At 58.8% G+C, this 18,958-nt stretch carries 12 protein-coding genes; 4 read left to right on the forward strand and 8 right to left on the reverse strand.

The features are described 5' to 3' along the window. The first annotated feature begins 33 nt into the window (after positions 1-33). The 3 genes from minD to ASO19_RS01220 all read left to right on the forward strand — a co-directional run bounded on the left by minD (position 34) and on the right by ASO19_RS01220 (position 4,038). Positions 34-849, forward strand: a complete 816-nt coding sequence (minD, locus tag ASO19_RS01210) for a septum site-determining protein MinD (protein ID WP_081562853.1) — start codon at positions 34-36, stop codon at positions 847-849. Continuing rightward, positions 846-1,154 (forward strand): cell division topological specificity factor MinE, encoded by a 309-nt coding sequence (minE, locus tag ASO19_RS01215; protein ID WP_043557807.1) that lies wholly within the window; start codon positions 846-848, stop codon positions 1,152-1,154. Before minD ends, minE begins: the two co-directional genes overlap by 4 nt. A gap of 361 nt (positions 1,155-1,515) precedes the next feature. After that, a complete protein-coding gene (locus tag ASO19_RS01220) occupies positions 1,516-4,038 on the forward strand; it encodes a TonB-dependent receptor plug domain-containing protein (protein WP_258036053.1) in 2,523 nt (840 codons plus the stop codon). A 16-nt stretch (positions 4,039-4,054) separates the two neighbouring features. On the opposite strand, the gene ASO19_RS01225 is transcribed toward ASO19_RS01220, so the two are convergent. The 8 genes from ASO19_RS01225 to ASO19_RS01260 form a co-directional block, all read right to left on the reverse strand. Beyond that, a complete protein-coding gene (locus tag ASO19_RS01225; RefSeq protein ID WP_043558305.1) occupies positions 4,055-4,738 on the reverse strand; it encodes a Fe2+-dependent dioxygenase in 684 nt (227 codons plus the stop codon). 145 nt (positions 4,739-4,883) lie between these two features. Continuing rightward, positions 4,884-7,259 (reverse strand): TonB-dependent receptor, encoded by a 2,376-nt coding sequence (locus ASO19_RS01230; protein ID WP_103765222.1) that lies wholly within the window; start codon positions 7,257-7,259, stop codon positions 4,884-4,886. A gap of 341 nt (positions 7,260-7,600) precedes the next feature. Beyond that, on the reverse strand, positions 7,601-9,922 hold the full coding sequence (locus tag ASO19_RS01235; protein WP_248460985.1) for a TonB-dependent receptor: 2,322 nt from the start codon (positions 9,920-9,922) through the stop codon (positions 7,601-7,603). 371 nt (positions 9,923-10,293) lie between these two features. After that, a complete protein-coding gene (locus tag ASO19_RS01240) occupies positions 10,294-12,654 on the reverse strand; it encodes a TonB-dependent receptor (protein ID WP_103765223.1) in 2,361 nt (786 codons plus the stop codon). A gap of 225 nt (positions 12,655-12,879) precedes the next feature. Beyond that, the gene (gene holA, locus ASO19_RS01245; RefSeq protein ID WP_081562687.1) at positions 12,880-13,890 is read right to left on the reverse strand and encodes a DNA polymerase III subunit delta; all 1,011 of its coding nucleotides are present in this window, start codon (positions 13,888-13,890) and stop codon (positions 12,880-12,882) included. Continuing rightward, positions 13,887-14,633, reverse strand: a complete 747-nt coding sequence (locus ASO19_RS01250; RefSeq protein ID WP_227431506.1) for a hypothetical protein — start codon at positions 14,631-14,633, stop codon at positions 13,887-13,889. The genes holA and ASO19_RS01250 overlap by 4 nt, the downstream gene beginning before the upstream one ends. 14 nt (positions 14,634-14,647) lie before the next feature. Continuing rightward, positions 14,648-17,263 (reverse strand): leucine--tRNA ligase, encoded by a 2,616-nt coding sequence (gene leuS, locus ASO19_RS01255; protein WP_043558300.1) that lies wholly within the window; start codon positions 17,261-17,263, stop codon positions 14,648-14,650. A gap of 9 nt (positions 17,264-17,272) precedes the next feature. Next, positions 17,273-17,812 carry a DUF3576 domain-containing protein gene (locus ASO19_RS01260; protein WP_043558583.1) on the reverse strand — a complete coding sequence of 180 codons (540 nt, stop codon included), beginning with the start codon at positions 17,810-17,812 and terminating at the stop codon, positions 17,273-17,275. Between the two features lie 542 nt (positions 17,813-18,354). On the opposite strand from ASO19_RS01260, the gene ASO19_RS01265 reads away from it, so the two are divergent. Continuing rightward, on the forward strand, positions 18,355-18,900 hold the full coding sequence (locus ASO19_RS01265) for a hypothetical protein (protein ID WP_103765224.1): 546 nt from the start codon (positions 18,355-18,357) through the stop codon (positions 18,898-18,900). Positions 18,901-18,958: the final 58 nt, after the last annotated feature.

The following is an 18,958-nucleotide window of genomic DNA, read 5'->3' on the forward strand; positions in this document are numbered from 1 at the left end:
TCATGAGCCGACTGCGGGAAAGCTGAAAATTTCATGGCAAAGATCGTTGTTGTTACATCCGGCAAAGGGGGCGTTGGCAAAACGACAACAACAGCCGCCCTTGGGGCCGCCTTGGCGCGAAGCGGACAGAATGTGGCTGTGGTCGACTTTGACGTCGGGCTCCGCAACCTGGACCTCATCATGGGGGTCGAACGGCGGGTCGTGTTCGACCTGATCAACGTCATCCAGGGGGAAGCCACACTCCATCAGGCCCTGATCCGTGACAAGCGCTGTGATACCCTGTCCATCCTGCCGGCCTCCCAGACCCGGGACAAGGACGCCCTGACAAGCGAGGGCATAGAACGGGTGATGAACGAGCTGCGGGAGCGCTTCGACTGGATCCTCTGTGACAGCCCAGCCGGCATTGAGCGCGGGGCCCAGCTGGCCATGCATCATGCCGACCACGCCGTGATCGTCACCAATCCGGAAGTCAGCTCCGTCCGTGACTCTGACCGCATCATCGGTATGCTCGACAGCCAGACAGCCCGGGCACAGAAAGGTGAGACGGTCGAGAAGCACCTGCTCCTGACACGCTATGACCCGAGCCGGGCCTCCCGTGGTGAGATGCTGAGTGTTGAAGATGTCGTGGGCATCCTCTCCCTGCCCCTGCTTGGCGTCATTCCCGAAAGCGAAGATGTCCTCAAGGCCTCCAACGTCGGGGCTCCGGTCACTTTTGCCTCCCCGGAGAGCGTCCCTGCCCTGGCCTATTTCGAAGCCGTGGCCCGCCTGGAAGGCAAGGACATCCCCGTCACCATCCCGACCGAAAAACGTGGTCTGTTCGACCGCATCTTCAAAAAGAGGGGATCATGAGTTTTCTGGACAGCTTCTTTTCCCGGAAACGCCCCGAGGCAAGCAGCAATGTAGCACGGGACCGGCTGCAGATCCTGCTGGCGCATGAGCGGCAGGCGCAGGAAGGTGGGGACTCAACCCTCCTCCGGACTCTCCATGCTGAAATCCTTGAAGTTCTGGCACGTCATGTCTCCATTGATGAAGACAATGTGCAGATCAAGATGGATCGGGGGCAGAAATGCTCCAAGCTGGAGATCGACATCCAGGTCCCGCAGAGTGGCCTGCGGGCGCAGGTTTCCACCATGACTCCCAATGAGGACCTGTAGTACTCCCTTTCCCTTGACCAGACCTTGTGCGGGGCCTGCCCCGCCACTGTCTCCCTATGCCTGACAGGGATGCTGCCAGGCCGGTTTCTGCAGTCTTCGCTGCTCCGCTCCCCAGAGGAGCTTTTTTTGTCCCATAATGAACGATTCATCATAGTTCATTATGTGTCCAGGACAGCACAGTACGGCGCCTTTCATGCAACAGGTGCCCTGTCACACCCTCTCTCCCATGGTCTTGAAGACGACTGTTCTATATCAGACAGGCGCATAGATGTTTCTATTTTTCACTATGAAGAATAGGAGTTTGCCCGGATGATCCCCCGTGTGCAAGGTCCTGCTTCACCTGCTGGAAAGTTGGTCTCTGATGCGTTCCCTGCCTCCTTCACGTCGCCTGACTACCCTCCCCTCCCTGCTTGGCATCGGGCTGGGCTGCATGACGGCTCTATCCTCCCAGGTCAAGGCGGCAACCAGAGACCAGACCGTGGCACCGGCACAGGAAAAAATATCTGCCACAGGAAAGCCCAAACCCATCACCAGGCGGCAGGCCACCACCCCGTTGCGTCAGAAACACGTCCAGCAGGTGCCCGGCGGAACGGAAACACTCATCGTCACAGGGACACGGGAGATCGGGAAAAAGGCCCGTGATTCCATTGCACCCATTGATGTCGTCTCCAGCCGGCAGCTCACCAGTACCGGCCAGCCAACCCTGAGAGATGCCATGCAGCTCCTGCTGCCATCCCTCACCGTCCCCACAGGCGGCTTTGATGCAGGCGCCCTGACGGATTCCATCAGCCTGAGGGGACTGAGCTCCAATGAGACGCTGATCCTCGTCAATGGGCACAGGCGGCACACCACGGCCAACATCTATGCCGATTCCGGGCCGCAGCAGGGCACGACCCCGACCGACATCGACATGATCCCCCTCTCTGCCATCGATCACATCGAAGTGCTGCGAGATGGTGCCTCGGCCCAGTACGGATCGGATGCCATTGCCGGGGTGGTGAACATCATCCTCAAGAAGCAGGATCACGGACTGACGATCCGGTCCAACAGCGGCATCACCAGCAAGGGAGACGGCTACCAGCAGGGCATCTTCATTGATGGCGGGGCCTCCTTCGGGGAGGACCGTGGCTTCATCCATGTCAGTGGCGACCTCGTGCATCAGGACCACAGCTTCCGCTCCGGACCGGACAGCCGGACCGGAACAACCATCAACAAGATCCTGAGCCAGCCGGAACAGACCCGGGAGTCCGTAGCCATCAATGCAGGCTATGACATCACCAACACGCTCCAGCTCTACAGCACGGCCACCTATGCCCACCGCCATGCGGAGGCCTTCCAGAATTACCGTCTGCCCTCATCCCTTGCCAGCACACCCGGTTACGCCGCCATCTACCCGGACGGCTATTCCCCCCTCCAGACGCTGGAAGAAAATGATTTTGAAATCACGGCAGGGCTGAAAGGCCGTCTGGCAGGCTGGCACTGGGACCTGTCCAGCACGTACGGGCGGGATTTCGACAATATCGGCCTGAAGAATGACGCCAACAAGGCCCTTCCCGCCTCCGCCCTGCAAACCACCTACAACAGGGTGCAGGGCTTCAATGACACGCAGTGGAACAACGAACTGAACCTGAACAGGAAGCTCAATCTGTCCTTCTGGCCCCACAGCATCAATCTCGCCGGAGGGGCCGGATACCGTTATGAAGCCTACTCCATTGCTGAAGGCTCCAGTGCCAGTACCTATGGCGGCGGCACCAGCCTGGCCCTCGCCGGAACAAGCCCCCGCAGTGCGGGCAACTCCAACCGTGACGTGGTCTCCGGTTATGTCGACATTTCCACCCATCTGACAAAGCACTGGCAGCTGGACATGGCCGGACGGTACGAACATTACACCGATGTCGGCAACACGCAGACCGGCAAGATTTCCACCCGTTATGACGTGTCAAGGAGGCTTGCCTTCCGGGGGACATTCAGCAACGGCTTCCACGCTCCCACACTGGCGCAGGAACATTATTCCGCCCTGACCCTCTCCCCGACCGTGGCCCGTGGGCTGGTGGCCGCCACCTCTCCCGGAGCCCTGGCCAGCGGGGCCCAGCGTCTGAAACCAGAGCAGAGCACGAATGTGGAAGGGGGCATCATTGCCGAACCCTTCAAAGGGCTGCATGTCACGACCGATTTCTACCAGATCGACCTGCGGGGCCGCATCCTGCCCGGGAACAACCTCTATGGTGTGGAAGCCGCCAACATTCTGGCAGCCAACGGCATCACCGACCTGCCCGCCAACATCACGAACAACAATCTGTCCACCCAGTGGTTTGCCAATGTGGCGAACACCCGCACGCAGGGCATGGACATGACCATCACCTACACCACGAAACTGCGCCACGCCGGGCGCATCAACTGGGATGCCGCCATCAACCTGAACCGCACCAGACTGCGCCATCAGGCGACCCGCAGCGACGGCACGCCGGTCCTCAACGCCCCCAGCCGGGCCTACATCACGACTGCGTATCCCCGCAGCAAGATCATCTTTGGTGGCACATGGGTATCCCCGGCGCATCGCTGGGCCGTTGCCCTGCATGAAATCCGGTACGGGCAGACAACCTCCGCCCTGACCTATTACCGGAACAACAATACCTCAACGGCCTCGACCACCAACTACCTCCAGTTCCATAACAGACCGAAATGGACGACCAATCTTTCGGTGACGTACAACATCAACAAAATCTGGAGTACAACACTGGGCGGGAACAACATCTTCGCCGCCTTCCCCAGCAAGGTGCCCCATGGCAACCGTTATCTGGGAGCCGCCAAATACTACCTGAGCACATCCCAGCTCGGCATCAATGGCGGCTACTATTATCTGGACGTGTCAGCCCACTTCTGAAAAGTGGGCCAGACGGTCACATCTCGGCCCATGTCCGCAGCAGGTTGTGATACACGTTGGTCAGCCGCAGGACCTCCGCATCCTTGGGGCCGTGGCTCTGGGTCAGGGCCATGATGCTCTGGTCAAGGTCGAACAGGATGGACCGGTGCTCCTGCGAGCGGATGACGGACTGCGCCCAGAAAAAAGACCCCCAGCGGCTGCCCCGTGTCACCGGAGTGACCGTATGCAGGGCCGTGGTGGGATAGACAATCATGTCCCCCGCAGGCAGGCGCACCCGCTTTTCCTCTGAAGGCCCATGAAGGACCAGCTCGCCCCCGTCATATTCATCAAGATCGGAAATGAAAAGCGTGCTGGACACGTCCGTACGGATGCGGTGCCCCGTACCGGGAATGGGCCGCAGGGCGTTATCGACATGCGCCCCGAAATTCATCCCCACATCATAACGGTTGAATAGCGGCGGCACGAGACGCAGGGGCAGCACGGCACTGTTATAGAGCGGGTTCGTGCCCAGCTTGCGCAGGACAAACGTGGAGAGCTCCTTCCCCAGCGGGCTGTCTGGAGCGATCTGAAGATTGTTCTTCACACTGCCAGACTGTGACCCGGCTGTTCCCCGGCCATCCACCCATTCTCCCGCGGCCAGACGGGACCGCAGGTCAGCCAGCTCTTCTGCCGAGAGAACTCCCGGAATATGCAACATCATGAGATCATGCCTTTCAGGCAGGCCAGCAGCCCCGCCACCTACAGGAAAAGGAGCAGACAGACCTGCCTACTCCATGTGAAACCTTCACACCATCATCCACCGGTTTCAAGACCGGACATGCAGAAGGCATGGCCGGCCCCGACACTCAGTAATCCATGGTCAGACGGCCAAGGAATGTCCGCCCCGGTGCGGGCGTGGCATAGCCGCTGAAGAGACTGTTGTAGTTCAGCCGATTGGCCAGATTGTACCCGTTGAGAGAGACCTGCCAGTGCCGCCCGAAATGATGGGAAATGACGGTGTCAAAATCCACATTGGCAGGCACTTTGGAGGTGTTGTCATTATCCAGATACACTTTCTGACGCCATGTCAGACCACCACCGATGGTGAAGTTCCACGGCGTACCGGGGAAGGCCTCATAGGCGGACCAGAGGGTCGCCTGATTGTGCGGCACGTACTGGATCTGGTTATGCATCCGCCCGCCACCATTGGAGGACGTCTTCGGGTCATACAGGGCGTAAGTGGCCGTGATGTTCCAGCCCGGCAGGATCATGCCACCAAGGGAGAGTTCCATGCCCTGGTTGCGCTGCTGGGCACCCGTGTTGATGGTGGAGTTGGAGACCGGGTCTGTCGTCAGGGCATTGCTCTTGTCCAGACGGAAAAGCGAGATGGTGGCCCCCAGGCGGTCATGCAGCAGACTGAACTTGCTGCCGACCTCATACAGGCGGGCACGCTGCGGGCGTGTATCCACGGTTCCCTTTGATCCCGGCCGGACCGGCACGGCCCCGCTGGTCACATACATGCCCGTCGGTGTGGTGGAGCTGGCATAGGTGAAATAGACCGTCTGCCACTTCGTCGGTGTCAGCACAAGGCTGGCCGTCGGGTTGAAGGTATTTGTCGTCTGCGGGAAGCTCCTGTCCGGGTTGTTCGGCAGTTCGGACAGGCCGGACGTCCGGTAGTTGCTCTGCCAACGGTCCCAGCGGAACCCGCCCTTGATGGACGCCCAGTTCGTCAGCCATATCTGGTCATACAGGAAAATGCCCGTGTCGAACCCATACCCGCGGCTGTTCGGCTTCTTGCCGATACCGGCAATATTGGGCATGGAATTGGCCTGTGCGGAGACACGGCGCACCATCGCATCCGGCACATTGTGCGGGTCTGGATACAGCATGTTGGCGGTCGGCACCGCCTTGGTGAGGGAAGCCCCCTCATAGGTGTCCTGATGACGGGAATCATGGACATATTCCATGTCAAACCCTGTCACGACCTGATGCCTCAGAAAACCTGTCTTGAAGTCGGCCTGCAAGGAGGCGACGTCCTGGAAGGACCAGCTGTTCTGCTTGTAGGGCAGCGGCACGCTCCCGTTGGTGTTGCGGGTGATCACACCGGCACCGTAATTGCCACTGTTCAGCGCATTGACGCACTTCGTGCCGCACTGCACCTTGGAGGCCTCAAAGTCACGGCTGTACTCACCGAAGCGCAGATCATTGTGGAATGTCAGATGATCGTTGAAGATGTGCTTCAGGCGCAGCGTCTCCATCGTGTCATCGGTATGATTATGGTCCTGCTGCTTGCCGTACCAGTTCTGCCGGGGCACGCCATATTCCGAGATCGGCCGCCCATAGGCGGACCCACGGGCCTTGACGACCGGCATCCCGTAATCCGGGATGCTGTTGTCCGTCTCATGCATCACCTGAAGCACGACGGTCGTCTTCGTCCCCAGTCCGAAGGCCACGGATGGCGCAATGCCCCAGCGATGATCCCAGACATGGTCCCGCCCGACCACATTGTTGGACGCCCCCAGCCCTTCCAGACGGAAGGCCGTGGTGTCGTTGATCCGCTTGTTCACATCCACCGTGCCACGGAAATAATCCGCTGACCCGCCACTGAAATCCACGTTGTAATGGTCGTTGACCGTCGGCGTCTTCGTCACGACATTGATAGCACCACCGGTCGTTCCGTTACCGAAAACCTGTGAGGACGGCCCCTTGATGACATTGACGGAATCATAGTTGAAGCTGTCACGGGAATAGACGCCGAAGTCCCGCAGGCCATCTTCGTAGATGTCATTCTGTGCCGGGAACCCACGGATGAGAAACTGGTCCCCGTTGAGACCACCGGCCCCTTCCCCGACGGAAGCCGTGATGCCGGGGACGTTGCGCAGGGCCTCATCCAGAGACTTCGCATTCTGCTGCTTGATCAGTTCCCGGGGAACGACATCAATGGTCTGCGGCGTGTGCATGACATCCTGCGGCATACGCCCCATGTCGTTGCCTGCATGCATCGTGTTGAACGGATGACCGATGACATGGATACGCTCCACCTGCGTTGCCTGCACACCATCCTGTGCCGCCCGGGATGCAGATGTTCCGGCTGTTGTCTGTTCCGCATGTGTTCCATCTGATGTGGCAACGCCATCCTGATGCAGGGCTGTTGTGTCAGCAGCATAGGCCCCCCCAGCGACACCACCCAGTGTCAGGACAGCCGAAGCCGGCTTGAGGCATTGATGGATAAAACGACTCATACAAAGGTGCTCCACATCAGGGTAATACGACCTCCACCAAGGAGAGACACCTTCCATAGATGATAATTATTCTCAGTTTCAAACCATAAAAATCATACCAAATCGTTTACAGATAAGATTGTGTCTTAATTGCCACAATATGACACACCATTACCATAATGGCTGTTTCCTGCTGTTTTTCAGCATGTTGCTACCTCCACCCCCATGTCGTGAACAGGTATTCCCGATTATTTCTTAGAACTGACAGGATAAACCGAACACAAAAACAAGAGCCCGTTGCCCAGCCCCAATGCGGAGCCATACCTTCAGGCCGGACAGTATGTCCGGCCTGAAAAAACAGCTCAGTAATCCATGGTCAGACGGCCAAGGAATGTCCGCCCCGGTGCAGGGGTAGAATAGCCACTGAAGAGCGTGTTGTAGTTCAGCCGGTTGGCCAGATTGTATCCGTTGAGAGAGACCTGCCAGTGCCGCCCGAAATGATGGGAAATGACGGTGTCAAAATCCACGTTGGCGGGCACCTTGGAGGTATTGTTGTTATCCAGATACACACCCTGCCGCCATGTCAGCCCCCCACCGATCGTGAAGTTCCATGGCAGGTTGGGGAAGGCCTCATAAGCGGACCAGAGAGTCGCCTGATTATGCGGCACGTACTGGATCTGATTATGCATGGGCCCGCCATTGTTGGAAGATGTTTTCGGATCATACAGCGCATAAGTGGCTGTGATGTTCCAACCCGTCAGGATCATCCCCCCGAGGGAGAGTTCCATGCCCTGGTTGCGCTGCTGGGCCCCCGTGTTGATGGTGGAGTTGGAGACCGGGTCTGTCGTCAGGGCATTGTCCTTGTCCAGACGGAAGAGCGAGATGGTGGCCCCCAGGCGGTCATGCAACAGGCTGAACTTGCTGCCGACCTCATACAGGCGGGCATGCTGTGGCCGGTTATCCACCGTTCCTCCATTCTTGCCCGGCCGGACCGGCACGGCCCCGCTGGTCACATACATGCCCGTTGGTGTGGTGGAGCTGGCATAGGTGAAATAGATCGTCTGCCAGCTGGTCGGTGTCAGCACGAGGCTGGCCGTCGGGTTGAAGGTATTCTTCGTCTGCGGGAAACGCTTGTCCTCATTCGGGACGGGGCGGTTTTTCTCATTCAGGGTCGTCTCTGGCCCACCTGTTACGGTGTACCCACTCTGCCAGCGGTCCCAACGGAACCCGCCCTTGATGGACGCCCAGTTTGTCAGCCAGATCTGGTCATACAGGAAGATGCCCGTATCAAACCCATAACCATGATTGTCCGGCTTTCTGCCCAGCCCGGCAATGTACGGCATGCTCTTCGGATTCTCCCCTCCCGGCACACGACGGGCCTGTGCATCCGTTACCTCATGCGGATTGGGATAGAGCAGATTGGCCGCAGGAATGGTCCCGGCATAGACGTCCTGATGACGGGAATCATGGACATATTCCATGTCAAACCCTGTCACGACCTGATGCCGGAGAGACCATGTCTTGAAGTCGGCCTGCAGGGACGCAACGTCCTGGAAGGACCAGCTGTTCTGCTTGTAGGGCAGCGGCACACTGTTGCCCGGCGTCGTGCGATTGACCAGCCCCTTGCCAAAATCACCGCCATTGATCGCATCAATACAGCCAGCCCGGCACACGACCTTCGAAGCTTCAAAATTACGGCTGTATTCACCGAAGCGCAGATCATTGTGGAAGGTGAAATGCCGATTGAAAACATGCTTCAGCCGCAATGTTTCCATCGTGTCGTCGGTGTGATTATGGTCCTGCTGCTTGCCAAAGAAATTGTGCCGCGGCACGCCATATTCAGACAAAGGCCGCCCATAAGCCGACCACTTTGTCTTGATGACCGGCATCCCGAAATCTGGCACGCTGTTATCTGTCTGGTGCATCACCTGAAGAACAACGGTCGTCTTCGTCCCCAGCCCGAAGGCCACGGAAGGCGCAATGCCCCAGCGATGATCCCAGACATGGTCCCGACCCACCACATTGTTGGACGCTCCCATGCCTTCCAGACGGAAGGCCGTCCTGTTATTGATGGTCTTGTTCACATCCACCGTGCCACGGAAATAATCCGCTGACCCGCCACTGAAATCCACGTTGTAATGGTCATTGGCCATCGGCGTCTTCGTCACGACATTGATGGCACCGCCAGTCGTTCCGTTACCGAAAACCTGTGAAGACGGCCCCTTGATGACATTGACGGAATCATAATTGAAGCTGTCACGAGCGTAGACACCGAAGTCCCGCAGGCCATCTTCGTAGATGTCATTCTGTGCCGGGAACCCACGGATGAGAAACTGGTCCCCATTCAGGCCGCCAGCCCCTTCCCCGACGGAAGCCGTGATGCCGGGGACGTTGCGCAGGGCCTCATCCAGAGACTTCACGTTCTGCTGCTTGATCAGTTCCCGAGGGACGACATCAATGGTCTGCGGCGTGTGCATGACATCCTGCGGCAGACGCCCCATGTCGTTGCCTGCATGCATCGTGTTGAACGGATGACCGATGACATGGATGCGCTCCACCTGCGTCGCCTGCACGCCCTGCGTCTGGGCATCATTGACAGAAGGCGCTGGTGTCGTCGTTTCCTGCCCTGTTGGCGTGCTTTCTTCCTGATGGGAGGCAGAAGCAGCTAAAGCCCCCCCTGCCATGCTCCCTAAAGTCAGCACCGCTGAGACCGGTTTTAGACATTGATGGATAAAACGACTCATGGAAACAACCTTTGTCCTGAAAGGGTCACGCACATCCCCAGCGGGATAGCCGCTCATAAATGCGACTAATTCTTAATTTTAACTTTAAGAAATTGTTGTCCTTTGCAGAAATTTGATAAATGTGTCGTAAAAAACACATTTATTTTAATCTTTTGTTTATTATCTATAAGACAGACACAGTTCCTCTCATGATTTTTGTTAATATTTAAACAATTAAATATTAACCATTGCGATCTCCCATAAAAAAAACTGCGCCTTCCCAAACGGGAAAGGCGCAGAATCCAGCAGATGATCCGTGTCTGAAGGGTAGATCAGTAATCCATGCTCAACCGCCCAAGGAAGGCCCGCCCCGGAGCCGGTGTTACCCGGTTCGTGAAGAGTGAGTTGTAGTTGAGACGGTTGGACAGGTTGTAGGCATTCAACGACACGACCCAGTGCCGGTTGATGCGGTGCGAGATGTAGGAATCGAACTCCACGTTGGCGGGCACCTTCGCCGTGTTGGCAAGGTCCAGATACACGCCCTGCCGCCATGTCAGCCCCCCACCGATGGTGAAGTTCCAGAGCTTGCCGGGAAAGGCTTCATAAGCAGACCACAGCGTCGCCTGATTGTGCGGCACGTACTGGATGTTCCGGCCATGATTGGGACCGGACATCACCCGCGGGTCATACAGGGCATATGTGGCCGTCACGTTCCAGCCCGGCAGGATCATGCCTCCCAGGGACAGTTCCAGCCCCTGGTTGCGTTCCTTCACACCCGTGGCCAGTACCTGCCCGGCGACCGGGTCCGTCGTCAGGGCATTGCTCTTGTCCAGCCGGAAGAGCGAGATCGTGGCCCCGAGACGGTCATGCAGCAGGCTCATCTTGGACCCCACCTCATAGAGCTGGGAGCGTTCAGGCTGGGTGGCCACCTGCCCGTTCACGGGGCGGATCGGCAGGGCACCGTTGGTCACATACATGCCCATCGGCGTCGTGGAGCTTGCATAGGTGAAGTAGAAGGTCTGCCAGCTATTGGGCGTGATCAGCAGGCTGGCCGTCGGATTGATGACGCCCTTCGTGTCATGATAATCCAACGCCGCAGACGGCGCCTTGCCCAACGGGCCACGGGCCGCCGCACTCTCCTGCCCGTCCGCTCCCCATGTCCTGTACATGGTCTGCCAGCGGTCCCAGCGCAGCCCACCCTTGGCGGACAGCCACTTGGTGAACCAGATCTGGTCATACAGGAAAAGACCCGTATCGAATCCATAGCCACGGGAATCCGGCCGCCCCAGACTGTAATTGGTGTTCTTCCAGCAGTTTCCGGAATCCGCCCGGCAGGTCGCATAACCATAATCGTCACGCTGCGGATGGTAGGTGTTCTGCCACGGAATGGCCCGGTGGGCACCCACGGCATCATACGCATACTGGCGGCGGGAATCCTGCACATATTCCATGTCGAATCCCGTCACGACCTGATGGCGCAGGAATCCCGTATTGAAGTCCGCCTGCAGGGAGGCCACGTCCTGAAAGGACCAGCTGGACTGCTTGTACGGCATCGGCCCGCCATTGAGGCCCACACCGGCAGCCGGATCGACCTTCTTGTACCCCGGATTGTATATCTGCATCTCGGAGCAGGACGCGTTGACACATTGCGGCGTGGAGGCCGCAAAGTCCCGGCTGTATTCACCGAAGCGCAGGTCATTGTGAAACGTGAAATGACGGTTGAAGACATGCTTCAGCCGCAATGTCTCCATCGTGTCATCGCTGTTGTCATGGTCCTGCGTCTTGCCGTACCAGTTGCCCCGGCGCACACCGAGAGACGACTGCTCCGTGATGGGATGGCCCTTGACGACCGGCACGCCATAATCCGGCACGTTGCGGGAGGTCTGGTGCATCACCTGCAACACAACCGTCGTTTTCGTGCCGATACCAAAAGCGATGGACGGTGCAATACCCCAGCGGTGGGAATAGGCGTAATCACGTCCCACCACGTCATTGGAATTTCCCATGCCCTCCAGACGGAAGGCCGAAGTATTCCCGATGCGTTTGTTCACATCCACCGTGCCACGGTAGAAATTCCCCGACCCACCACTGAAATCGGCTCCGTAATGATCCTTCAGTGTCGGGGTTTTAGTGATGATATTGATGGCCCCACCTGTCGTTCCGTTACCGAACACCTCGGAGGACGGCCCCTTGATGACATTGACGGAATCCTGAAAGAAACTGTCACGGGTATAAACCCCAAAATCCCGCAAACCATCTTCATAAATGTCATTTTGCGCCGGGAAGCCACGGATGAGGAACTGGTCGCCACTCATTCCTCCAGCCCCTTCCCCCACGGAAGAGGTGATACCGGGAACATTCTTCAGGGCTTCCTCAAGCGATTTTGCATTCTGCTGCTTGATGAGCTCCCGGGGGATGACATCGATCGTCTGGGCCGTGTGCATGACATCCTGCGGCATCCGGCCCATGTCGTTGCTGGCATGCATCGTGTTGAACGGGTGGCCGATGACATGAATCTGCTCAACCCCCTTGGCCTGAATTCCTCTGGAATCATCTGTTCCATCTGCAGGAGACGTTACATCCTGGGCAACCCTGTTTGCCGCTCCCGGCTCTGCATGGGCACTCCCTACAACACCCCCCATTGTCAGAACTGCAGATAACGGCCTGAGACCACTACGGATGAAACGACTCATATATACCACCAGAAAAACAACATTATTCAGAAGCCGTTCTAGGTGATAATAATTATTATTATATAATAAAGTTTAATTTAAAGATCGGACACACACCCTTCCTCACCAACAGAAGAATGGCAGGAAACTCATGTTTTTTCTAAAAAAAAGCAGATGGGAACAGTCAATGAAACCAGTCACATAGGCACAGTGAAAGGTATATCCTATTATAGGAATTAATTTATTTTATTCCCGATCAAAAGAACGGGGATGACACAGCCTGACAAGGTGACGGCGACAGAGCAGATCATCCGGGGCCCCGCTCTGCTTGCAGGCCAGCTCCAGCTCCTGCGTTGCCTCCGCTGCCTGGGAGAGAGCAACCTGAGACCAGCGCCTCATGCCCGCCAGAAAAGCATCCTTGTGACGAAAAAAGACAGGTGGCTTCAGGGCAGCCATGGCCTCCTGCCGGGACTGTCCCTCCTGCACCAGAAAAAACGCCCGCTGGAAGCGCTCCAGCACGGACAGTGTCACACGGGCAAAAGCAACAGGGCTGGCCCCATCCCCCATGGCCCGCTCAAACGCCCGGTCAGCCTCCAGCCGGTTCCCCGCCAGGGCCGCATACACCGCATCATCAAGGGACGCCTGCCCCGAATCCCCCACGCAGGCCTGGACGTCATCAACGGTCAGGGTGCTACCCGGCTCACCGTAAAGACGCAGTTTTTCCACTTCACTACGGACCAGCGTCCGATCATGCCCCAGATGACCGAGCAGCCACGCCATGCCATCACGATCCAGCCGGATATCATCTTCCGCCAGAATATCGCTCACCGTCCGGGCAAGGTTGCGCCCTTCCTCCGGATAACACCCGATGGACGCCACCTGCCTGTGTTTTTCTGCAAACTGCCGCAGCTTGGAGCGACTTCCCAATCCCGGCCCTTCCAGAACGACCAATGTATCGCTCTGATGCTCCAGAAGGGATTTCAGCTGGCCAAGAGCGCCATCCTGCACACCACGCAACCAGACAGCACGCCGCCCCCCTGTCAGGGACAGGGCCAGAGCCTCCTCCTCCAGCCTGTCCTGCTCTTCCGCTTCCAGCCGGGCCAGACGAAACGGGTCATCCAGATCATCCAGTATGGTCTGGACAGCCTCCCTCGCCCGCTCACGGATCAACCCGCCATCATCTCCGTGGAGAAGAATCACACGCCAGCTGCCAGCCTCCTTCAGAGTCTGCCTGGCAGCCTGCGTCTTGATCTTCACAGACCGTTATCCTCTTCGTCCTCCAGATTCCGGCTGTCCTCACCCGTCCATGTGGAGGCGTTGTTGCTGCTGCGCCCCGTTGCATTGGCTGGGAAGCCATCAACACCAATATAGCGCATGTCCGTCCGCTGCGTGCCGGGCAGACGGTCCAGATAGGGATCACGCCCCGGACGGATGGACTTCTCCTCTCCCAGAGACTGATGCGCCCGGAACCAGACAGCCACCTGCATGGTGATGTCATGCGCCAGGCTTTCCCCGATCCGTTTGTAAAGCGTTTCGTTATTGAGCGTCTGGGCAAAATACTGCTCAATATTCATGTTGAAGCCGTCCAGAGTGCGGGCATAGCCCCGTGCCAGCACCTTGCTGGTATCCCCGACACGATAAAGCCGCCAGTCAGCCCAGCCAACACCACGGGTACGACCCGAGGTATTGTCCTGATGGATATCGATCGACTCCAGAGAAGCCGTGGCATTCACACGCAGGATGTACCCCTCCGGCCGTTCGGGCCCATCCCCCGCCATTTCCTTTTGCAGGCCAAGGCGCAGCTCCTGCCCGAAACGGGTCGGAATGTTCGCTACATAAACATCCTTCAGCTGGGCATTGACGGCAGCATCCTTCTGCCCAGCCTGCCTGCCATAAAGTGGCTGGAAACCACACGCTCCCAGACTGGCAAGCCCGACCCCGGCCAGCAGGATGCCAAGGCCCCGGCGAGCCACTTTCTTCATCCGGGAGTTTCCGTTCATCCAGCCTCTCCCGCTCAGCCCGCTACCACAAAATTGACGATCCGGTTCGGCACATGGATCTCCTTGACGACCCGTCTGCCTTCCAGCGCTTTCGCCACATTCGGCTCGGCCCTGGCCTGTGCCAGCACAGTCTCCTTCGCCTCATCAGGGGCGCAGGTGATCGTACCACGCAGCTTGCCCAGCACCTGCACGGCAATGGTCACCTTCTTCACCGCCAGCAGGCTCTCATCCGCTTCCGGCCAGCTCCGCTCCACCACCATCGGGCCTTCCGGCTCCAGCAGCAGCATCAGCTCCTCGGCCAGATGCGGCATCATGGGAGAGACCAGCATGGCCAGAACATGGGCGGCCTCACGGCGGGCGGCAGGCAGGCCCTCACCATCCCGGCCCTCAGCCTCACCCAGCGCAGAGGACAGCTCATGCAAACGGGCCACGGCCACATTCGGCGTGAACCCTTCCAGAGCCTCCGTCACGGCGGCAATGGTGCGGTGCGTCACCTGCCGCAGCTCCTCCCCGGCAGCCCCGTGGGCGGCATCCGCTCCATCCCTTGCCGCAACGGTCTGAACCTGCCGGTAGAGACGCTGCATGAAGCGCCCGGACGCTGCCACACCAGCTGCTGTCCATTCCATGTCACGCTCCGGCGGGCTGTCGGACAGGACAAACCAGCGGGCCGTGTCGGCACCGTAACGTTCAATGATCTCCACCGGAGACACCGTGTTGCGCTTGGACTTGGACATCTTCTCCGAACGTCCGACCGTCACGGGATTGCCGTTGTCCTTGCGGACCACCTGATCCCCACGCTGCTCGACCTCATCCGGGTACAGCCACTGGGTACCATCCCGGTAGCTCTCATGCGTGACCATGCCCTGCGTGAACAGCCCGGCAAATGGCTCGCTGACATCCAGATGTCCCGTCTTCTTCATCGCCCGGGTGAAGAACCGGGCATAAAGCAGATGGAGGATGGCGTGCTCGATACCGCCGATATACTGGTCCACGGCCAACCAGCCATCAGCCGCCTTGCGATCAGTTGGCGTTGCGGCCTTTGGTGCCGTGAAACGGGCGAAATACCATGAGCTGTCCACGAACGTGTCGCAGGTATCGGTCTCACGCCGTGCAGCTGCACCGCATTTCGGGCAGGAGACGTGCTTCCATGTCGGATGGTGGTCGAGCGGATTGCCCGGCCTGTCAAACGTGACATCCTCCGGCAGCGTCACCGGCAACTGATCTTCCGGCACAGGGACAGCACCGCAGGACTCGCAATAAATGATGGGAATCGGGCAGCCCCAATACCGCTGACGGGAAATGCCCCAGTCCCGCAGGCGCCAGTTGGTCACGCCACGGCCAACGCCCAACTCTTCCACCCGCTCGATGGCAGCCCGGATGGCCTCTTTCGTACTCTTCCCGCTCAGGAAGCCGGAATTGTAGAGCGTGGCCTCACCCGTAACGGCCTTCTTGCCGACGCTGAAGCTGGCTTCCTCTTCCCCTGCAGGCAGCAGGACGGAAGGAACGTCCAGTCCATATTTGCGGGCAAAGTCCAGATCGCGCTGGTCGCCACAGGGGCAGCCGAACACCGCACCCGTGCCATATTCCGTCAGCACGAAATTGGCGATCCAGACCGGAGCCGTCTGTTCCGGGTTCAGCGGATTCACCACACGCAGCCCGGTATCGAAACCACGCTTCTCCATCGTGCTCAGGGCTTCTTCAGACGTGCCAACACGCTGACATTCTTCAATGAAGCCCTGCGCTTCCGGGTTGTCCGCCGCAATCCTGCGGGCCAGCGGATGATCCGCCGCAATACCGATGAAGCTCAGACCGAACAGCGTGTCAGGCCGTGTGGTGAAGACCTCGATGGAATCCTCATCCACGTCATAACCCTGCGGCGGGTTATGCAGGCTGAAACGGACCCGGGCCCCCTCGGAACGGCCAATCCAGCGCTCCTGCATGGTGCGGACACGCTCCGGCCACTTGTCCAGCTCCTTCAGCCCCTCCAGCAGAGGCTCGGCAAAATCAGTGATCTTGAGGAACCACTGGGAGAGCGTCTTCTTCTCCACCAGCGCACCGGACCGCCAGCCACGGCCATCGACCACCTGCTCGTTGGCCAGCACGGTCTGGTCCACCGGGTCCCAGTTGACAGACGAATCACGTCGTTCCACCAGCCCGGCAGCCAGCATGTCGAGGAACAGCTTCTGCTGCTGGCCGTAATAGTCTGGCAGACAGGTCGCAATCTCACGCTTCCAGTCCAGCGAGAAACCGAGCCGCTGGAGCGTCCCCCGCATGGTGGCGATGTTCTGGAGGGTCCATTTGCCCGGATGCACGCCCCGCTCCCGTGCGGCATTTTCTGCCGGCAGGCCGAAAGCATCCCAGCCCATCGGGTGCAGCACGGCATAGCCACGGGCACGCTTGTACCGGGCCACCACATCGCCCAGCGTGTAATTGCGCACATGCCCGACATGCAGCTGCCCAGACGGATAGGGGAACATCTCCAGCACGTAATATTTCGGTCTGTCGGCCGGGGGCACGTCCGGCACATGGAAGATGTCGGCCTCCGCCCACCGGGCCTGCCAGTGGGGCTCACGGGCGTGGAAGTCGAAACTGGAGGAGTCAGAAACGTTGCTGGCTGTCATGTCACTCATCGGATTATGTTATTTCCCACCGCCGTTTTCGGCACGCAGCTGCCGGGCCCTCTCCAGAATACGGGCCGTGATATCCGCCGCCGTATTGGGAGCAGCCGGGGTATCCTGCCACTCTCCCCCATTGATGCGTGTCTGGCGGAAGACGCTCAGCCGGATGGCATCCGACCGCAGGCGACGGTCCAGCACATAGGCCGCAATCTTGAAACGCTCATCCTGCGTCCCCGGGGGCTGGTACCAGTCTGTCAGGATGACACCCCCTTGGGCATCGGCAGAGGCCATGGGCATGAAAGAAAGCGTATCGATCGCCCCCCGCCAGAGATAGGCATTCACCCCACCACGGAGCTGGTCATCACCACCCTGTGCGCCACGGTCCACACCCAGCAGATGGTTGCGGGGCAGCGTCAGCGAGGACGGATCCCTTGGCTTGCCACCACAGCCCGCCAGCCCCCCGACAGCCATCACCGCCAGCAGCGACAGTACCATGGGGCGGCGCAGGCTGCACCGGAGAATGGAAGAACGGGATACTGGGCGGGATGATGAAAGGAACATGGGCAAACCTGCAAAGGCCGTGCCAGGGCCGGTCTTGAACAAGGCTTCCAGCATGGCAGGGGTGGAAGCATCAACTGTCAGAACAGGTCCTTCATATCGTGTTCACCCTCACAGGCCAAGGGACATGGTACGATGACAGGCTTGCGAAACCGTAAAAAAAGCGCTAGCTAAGCGTTGCGTGTCCGCGTAGCTCAGCAGGATAGAGCACAGGATTCCTAAGATAATTGGGCACCGGGATGGCAAACCGCCCGGTGAATTCGCTCAAATTCGGGGAACGCTAACGCCCTCATCAGGCCAGGCCAATCCCGAGCCAAGCCTGCCCATACGGGCAGGAAGGTGTAGAGACTGTACGGGCGACACCATGGCAGGCATAAGCCTGTGGTGAAGAGACAGTCCAGACCACGAACGGCCCTGGTACGGGTTCCGGCGGCGAAAGCCGAAGTGGCATGAATCCTGGGGTCGAGGGTTCGAATCCCCCCGCGGACACCACGCAGCACCGATAACAACCGTACTGCCGATGGAATGACAGCAGGGAAAACCCCATGACCCAGAGAGACCTCGAGGCCCTGCGGACTTTCCAGGAATGGTTTGTCTCTCTTGCCGGCCCGGGCCTGATGCGTGTTCCCCTTCATCAGCCCACCTGCCAGAGAGACGGAATGGTCGCCATTACCCTGTACCGGCGCAATGGCTATCAGGCTGAACTGGGCTACATTCCACAAGGCAGGCGATACGCCATCTCCTTCCCTGAGGGGCAATATGCCCTCCTGTCCTTTCTTGGTGGATCGTTTGACTGTGATCCCTCCACCGTACCGGGTTTCCCAGACCCGGCTGGCCGGGCCTACCTGCCAGACAGGTTTCTGGAGCAGACAGGGCCTGATACCCACGCCCCGCAGATGGAACAGGTACACCCATGCCTGTCACTATCCACAGACATACGCACCATTGCCCTGACCAACGGTGCGCCCAGCCGGGTCGTGTTTTCATCACCCGAGGGAGATGGCGTTGTCCTTCTCTTCAGTTTTTACAAAGAAGGAGAGATGGCCAGCACTATCCGGCAACTGCACATGATCGCGGAAAAAGGACCCTGATTCTTCTGGCATTTCGTAACATGATGATTTATAATTGGTTAAAATTACCCGCCGCCAA

Origin of the sequence: Parasaccharibacter apium (genome assembly GCF_002917995.1) — a bacterium.
GTDB classification, from domain to species: domain Bacteria; phylum Pseudomonadota; class Alphaproteobacteria; order Acetobacterales; family Acetobacteraceae; genus Bombella; species Bombella apis.

Excerpts from the sequence above, each read along its gene's own strand:
- minD (WP_081562853.1), top strand. The coding sequence starts at position 34 with ATGGCAAAGATCGTTGTTGTTACATCCGGCAAAGGGGGCGTTGGCAAA.
- minE (WP_043557807.1), top strand. The coding sequence starts at position 846 with ATGAGTTTTCTGGACAGCTTCTTTTCCCGGAAACGCCCCGAGGCAAGC.
- ASO19_RS01220 (WP_258036053.1), top strand. The coding sequence starts at position 1,516 with ATGCGTTCCCTGCCTCCTTCACGTCGCCTGACTACCCTCCCCTCCCTG.
- ASO19_RS01225 (WP_043558305.1), bottom strand. The coding sequence starts at position 4,738 with ATGATGTTGCATATTCCGGGAGTTCTCTCGGCAGAAGAGCTGGCTGAC.
- ASO19_RS01230 (WP_103765222.1), bottom strand. The coding sequence starts at position 7,259 with ATGAGTCGTTTTATCCATCAATGCCTCAAGCCGGCTTCGGCTGTCCTG.
- ASO19_RS01235 (WP_248460985.1), bottom strand. The coding sequence starts at position 9,922 with ATGGCAGGGGGGGCTTTAGCTGCTTCTGCCTCCCATCAGGAAGAAAGC.
- ASO19_RS01240 (WP_103765223.1), bottom strand. The coding sequence starts at position 12,654 with ATGAGTCGTTTCATCCGTAGTGGTCTCAGGCCGTTATCTGCAGTTCTG.
- ASO19_RS01250 (WP_227431506.1), bottom strand. The coding sequence starts at position 14,633 with ATGAACGGAAACTCCCGGATGAAGAAAGTGGCTCGCCGGGGCCTTGGC.
- leuS (WP_043558300.1), bottom strand. The coding sequence starts at position 17,263 with ATGAGTGACATGACAGCCAGCAACGTTTCTGACTCCTCCAGTTTCGAC.
- ASO19_RS01260 (WP_043558583.1), bottom strand. The coding sequence starts at position 17,812 with ATGTTCCTTTCATCATCCCGCCCAGTATCCCGTTCTTCCATTCTCCGG.
- ASO19_RS01265 (WP_103765224.1), top strand. The coding sequence starts at position 18,355 with ATGACCCAGAGAGACCTCGAGGCCCTGCGGACTTTCCAGGAATGGTTT.